Here is a 4,268-nt window from a genome sequence, read left to right as displayed (position 1 = left end):
CCGCCCGGGGGGGGGGCCGCGCCCCTCGCGCCGCGCCCCCCCGGCGGCCCCCCCGTGTAGCCGCCCCCCGCCCCCCCCCGCCCCCCCGCGCCCGGGGGGCCGGGTTTTCTGTCCCCATTCGGACATGGTGCCAAAGTGGCGCCATTAATGGCTCGACATGGCACCACTGCTGTGCCATGCTGAAGCCATGGACCTCACGCCGTACGTCGAAAACCTTCGGAACGAGCTCGCGGTGGCCGCGGGCACGGGCGGGGACGAAGCCCGCGCGCTGGCCGAGCGGCTGACGCTGCCGCTGGATTCGGCCGTGCGGCTCACCCTGCTCAACGCGCTCTCGGCCGCGATGGGCGAAGTGACCCGCGAGCTCGCCCCCGGCTCGGTGGACGTGCGGCTGCGCGGGCTCGATCCCGAGTTCGTGGTCACCGTACCGCCCGGCACCGACGCCTTCCACGGTGATGTGCCGCCCGTGGTGCCACCGATGGCGCCGATGGTGGCATCGGTGGTGCCAGTGGCGCCGCCAGTGGTGCCGGAGTCGGACGAGACGGGCACCGCCCGGATCAACCTGCGCCTGCCCGCCCACCTCAAGGCCCGGGCGGAGGAGGCCGCCGGGCAGGAGGGCCTCTCCCTCAACGCCTGGCTGGTCCGGGCCGTCGCCGGCGCGCTGGAGGCCGGCGAGCCGGCCGCCCGCCCGGCCGCCGCACCGGCCCCCCAGCCGACGGTCCGCCCGCGCCGCGGCGGCCAGGGCTTCACCGGCTGGGTCCACTGACGCTTCCGCCCGCTCCATCCGCTCCGCCTGCCAGACCCGCTCCATCCGCTCCATCCGCGCTCCATCCGCAACGACGTCACCCCCGCTCCGACCAGCGGGAACACCCATCAGAGTCAAGAGGACGGGACAGCCATGCCTACGTACGAGACCGACGGACCGATCTCCGCCACCCTCGAATTCGAGATCGGCTCGGTGCGGATCAGCGCGAGCAAGCGCACCGACACCGTGGTCGAGGTCAAGCCCGCCAACCCCGCCGAGGAGGCGGACGTCAAGGCCGCCCAGCAGACCCAGGTCGACTACGCCGGCGGCCGGTTCACCCTCAAGGGCCCGAAGAAGCGCTCGCCGTTCGGCCGGATCGGCTCGATCGACATCCTGATCGAGCTGCCGGCGGGCTCCGAGGTCAACGCCGACGCCCCGATGGCCACCTTCGTCGCCGAGGGCCCGCTCGGCGACTGCCGGCTGAAGACCTCGCTCGGCCGGATCCAGGTCGAGCAGGCCGCGAGCGCGCGGCTCAAGACCGACCACGGGGAGGTCCGGGTGGACTCGGTCGACGGGGACGCGGAGGTCTCCGGGCTCGGCCGGGTCGCGGTCGGCACGGTCGGGGGCACGCTGACGGTCAAGAACAGCAACGGCGACACGGAGGTCCGTGAGGTCCACGGGGCGCTCAAGGCCAGCTCCTCCTTCGGCCGGATCGAGGTCGGCACCGCCCACGCGGGGGTGGACGCCAAGACGGCGCACGGCCCGATCCGGATCGGCCGGGTGGTGCGCGGCCAGATCACCATGCAGACCTCCCTGGGGGACTTGGAGGTCGGCATCGCGGAGGGCACGGCCGCCTGGCTCGACGTGCACAGCAAGGTCGGCACCGTGCGCAACGCCCTCGGTGCGACGCAGGGTCCGGGCGACGCTCGGGAGACCGTCGAGGTCCGCGGCCGCACCCAGCTCGGCGACGTCGTGATCCGGAGGGCGTGATGGCGGCGATCTCGGCAGTCGGACTGACCAAGTCCTACGGCGACAAGGCCGTGCTGAACGGCATCGACCTGGAGATTCCGGCGGGCAGCGTGTTCGCCCTGCTCGGGCCGAACGGCGCCGGCAAGACCACCACCGTGCAGATCCTCTCCACCCTGATCCCGGCCGACGGCGGGGTGGCCCGGGTGGCCGGGCACGACGTGGTCGAGCAGGCCTCCGGGGTGCGGGCGGCGATCGGTGTCACCGGCCAGTTCTCGGCGGTGGACAACCTGCTCACCGCCGAGGAGAACCTGCTGCTGATGGCGGACCTCAACCACCTCCCCCGTCGGGAGGGGCGGAGGCGGGCCGAGGATCTGCTGCGGCGGTTCGACCTCACGGAGGCGGCGCGCAAGCCGGTCGTCACCTTCTCCGGCGGCATGCGGCGCAAGCTCGACCTGGCGATGACGCTGGTCGGCGATCCGCGGGTGATCTTCCTCGACGAGCCGACCACCGGGCTGGACCCGCGCAGTCGGCGGACGATGTGGGAGATCATCCGGGGGCTGGTCGCCGACCATGGGGTGACGATCTTCCTCACCACCCAGTACCTGGAGGAGGCCGACGAACTCGCCGACCGGATCGCCGTCCTGGACGGCGGGCGGATCGTCGCCGAGGGCACGGCGGACGAGCTGAAGCGGATCGTCCCCGGCGGGCGGATCCGGCTCCAGTTCGCGGACGCGGCCCAACTGGGGGCTGCCGCCGGACTGTTCGACTACGCGGTGGTCGACACCGAGGCGCTGCGGCTGGACATCCCGGGGGACAACTCCGTGGTCACCGTGAAGGCGGTGCTGGACGCGCTCGACAACGCCTCGGTCCGGGCCGAGTCGCTGGTCGTGGAGACGGCCGATCTGGACGACGTGTTCCTCACGCTGACGGGAGAGGGCGTCCGATGAGCGCTTCGGTGAGCTACGCGGTCAGTGACTCGCTGACCATGCTGCGGCGCAACCTCAAGCACGCGCTGCGGTACCCGTCCCTGACCTTCGCAGTCGTGATCATGCCGGTGATGATGCTGCTGCTGTTCAACTACGCCTATGGCGGCGCGCTCGGCGCGGGCATCGGCGGCGGCAGCTACATCGACTACGTGACGCCCGGCATCCTGCTGATGGCGGCGGCCTCGGGGTCGCTGGTCACGGCGATCGGGGTCTGCGTCGACATGACGGAAGGCATCGTCAACCGCTTCCGCACGATGGCGATATCGCGCTCGGCCTTCCTGGCCGGGCACGTGGTCGGCAGCGTGATACAGACCATGCTCGGCTTGGTCCTGGTGGTCGGCGCGGCCCTCGCGATGGGCTTCCGGCCCAACGCCGGGCTGGTGGAATGGCTGGCGGCCGTCGGACTGCTGCTGTTCGTCACCATCGCGCTGACCTGGATATCGGCGGGCATCGGGCTGGTCGCCAAGACGGTGGAGAGCGCCAGCAACCTGCCGATGCCGATTCAGTTCCTGCCCTTCATCGGCAGCGCCATCGTCCCGCCCGACTCGATGCCGACCGCCCTGCGGTGGTTCGCCGAGTACCAGCCGTTCACGCCGATCATCGAGACCCTGCGGGGGCTGCTGATGGGCACCCCGATCGGCAACAGCGCCTGGAGCGCGCTGGCGTGGTGCACCGGGCTGACGCTGATCGGCTACTTCTGGTCGAGGAGCGTCTTCTACCGGCGGTGACGGGGGTACGGCCGGTAGCGGGAGGCCCGGGAGGACAGCGATGTCCGCCCGGGCCTCTCGGCGTCGTGGCCGGTCCTGAGTCGTGGCCGGTAGTGGTGGACGCCCCGGGCCTGGGCCGGAGCCGACCGGAGCCCCAACCGCCGGACATCCGGTAGTAAAGTCCGGGCAAAGGCTCACCCTGGGGAGGGGCGCATGACGGCGGCACGTCGCAAGCGGATCGTGTGGTGGCTCAGAGGTGTGGCGCTGGCGGCGCTCCTCGTCTATCTGCCGGGCTATCAGGCCTCGTTCTCAGGTGGGCTGGTGGAGGTCGAGCGCTGGCTCAACCACCCGCTGCCGCTGCTCGGCGCCACCGTCGTGCTGGCCGTGGTCTCGCTGGTGATCCAGTTCGAGTTCCGCACCTGGTGGTCGCAGGTCGGCTGCGCGGCCGCCCTGGTGTCACTCGTCTTCCTCGGGGGGTTGGCCGTGCTCCTGTCGCTGCTGCTCGACCGCGACGGGCAGCCCGTCAGCCGGAAGAGCCACCCGGAGCGCCCGGACCGCGTGCTGACCGTGACCGACGTCGCCTTCTCGATCGACCCGATCTACCGGGTCGAGCTGTTGACCGGCAGCGGCTGGTCCGCCCGCCACTGGGAACTGGGCGAATGGGACATCCGTGGCGGCGAGTTCGGCAGGGTCGACTGGTCCGGGCCGGACCGGATCGCGGTGACCGGGGTGAAGGGGACCGAGACCGTGGTGTTCACCCTCGACCCGGACGGCCGGCCGAGCCGGCAGGGCCCGACGCCCCGGTAGAGCTGGGGGGGCGGTAGGGGGGGGGGGCGCGGGGGGGGGGGGGCCGGGGGCGCGGGC

At 72.2% G+C, this 4,268-nt stretch carries 5 protein-coding genes; all 5 read left to right on the top strand.

What is annotated here, in order from left to right; genetic code table 11:
• The first annotated feature begins 187 nt into the window (after positions 1-187).
• Positions 188-763 carry a YlcI/YnfO family protein gene (locus ACFV6I_RS05515; RefSeq protein ID WP_380335120.1) on the top strand — a complete coding sequence of 192 codons (576 nt, stop codon included), beginning with the start codon at positions 188-190 and terminating at the stop codon, positions 761-763.
• A 132-nt stretch (positions 764-895) separates the two neighbouring features.
• Entirely contained in the window at positions 896-1,732 is an 837-nt protein-coding gene (locus ACFV6I_RS05510; protein WP_380335117.1) for a DUF4097 domain-containing protein, read from the top strand.
• Positions 1,732-2,658, top strand: a complete 927-nt coding sequence (locus ACFV6I_RS05505; protein WP_063349236.1) for an ATP-binding cassette domain-containing protein — start codon at positions 1,732-1,734, stop codon at positions 2,656-2,658. Before ACFV6I_RS05510 ends, ACFV6I_RS05505 begins: the two co-directional genes overlap by 1 nt.
• Entirely contained in the window at positions 2,655-3,425 is a 771-nt protein-coding gene (locus ACFV6I_RS05500; protein ID WP_380335114.1) for an ABC transporter permease, read from the top strand. Before ACFV6I_RS05505 ends, ACFV6I_RS05500 begins: the two co-directional genes overlap by 4 nt.
• A 192-nt stretch (positions 3,426-3,617) precedes the next feature.
• Complete coding sequence (locus ACFV6I_RS05495) at positions 3,618-4,211, top strand: hypothetical protein (RefSeq protein ID WP_159398501.1); 594 nt, start codon at positions 3,618-3,620, stop codon at positions 4,209-4,211.
• Positions 4,212-4,268 lie beyond the last annotated feature (57 nt).

Origin of the sequence: Kitasatospora sp. NPDC059803 (assembly GCF_042732255.1) — a bacterium.
Lineage (GTDB): Bacteria > Actinomycetota > Actinomycetes > Streptomycetales > Streptomycetaceae > Kitasatospora.
This window is presented reverse-complemented; position numbering and strand designations above follow the sequence as displayed.

Excerpts from the sequence above, each read along its gene's own strand:
- ACFV6I_RS05515 (WP_380335120.1), top strand. The coding sequence starts at position 188 with ATGGACCTCACGCCGTACGTCGAAAACCTTCGGAACGAGCTCGCGGTG.
- ACFV6I_RS05510 (WP_380335117.1), top strand. The coding sequence starts at position 896 with ATGCCTACGTACGAGACCGACGGACCGATCTCCGCCACCCTCGAATTC.
- ACFV6I_RS05505 (WP_063349236.1), top strand. The coding sequence starts at position 1,732 with ATGGCGGCGATCTCGGCAGTCGGACTGACCAAGTCCTACGGCGACAAG.
- ACFV6I_RS05500 (WP_380335114.1), top strand. The coding sequence starts at position 2,655 with ATGAGCGCTTCGGTGAGCTACGCGGTCAGTGACTCGCTGACCATGCTG.
- ACFV6I_RS05495 (WP_159398501.1), top strand. The coding sequence starts at position 3,618 with ATGACGGCGGCACGTCGCAAGCGGATCGTGTGGTGGCTCAGAGGTGTG.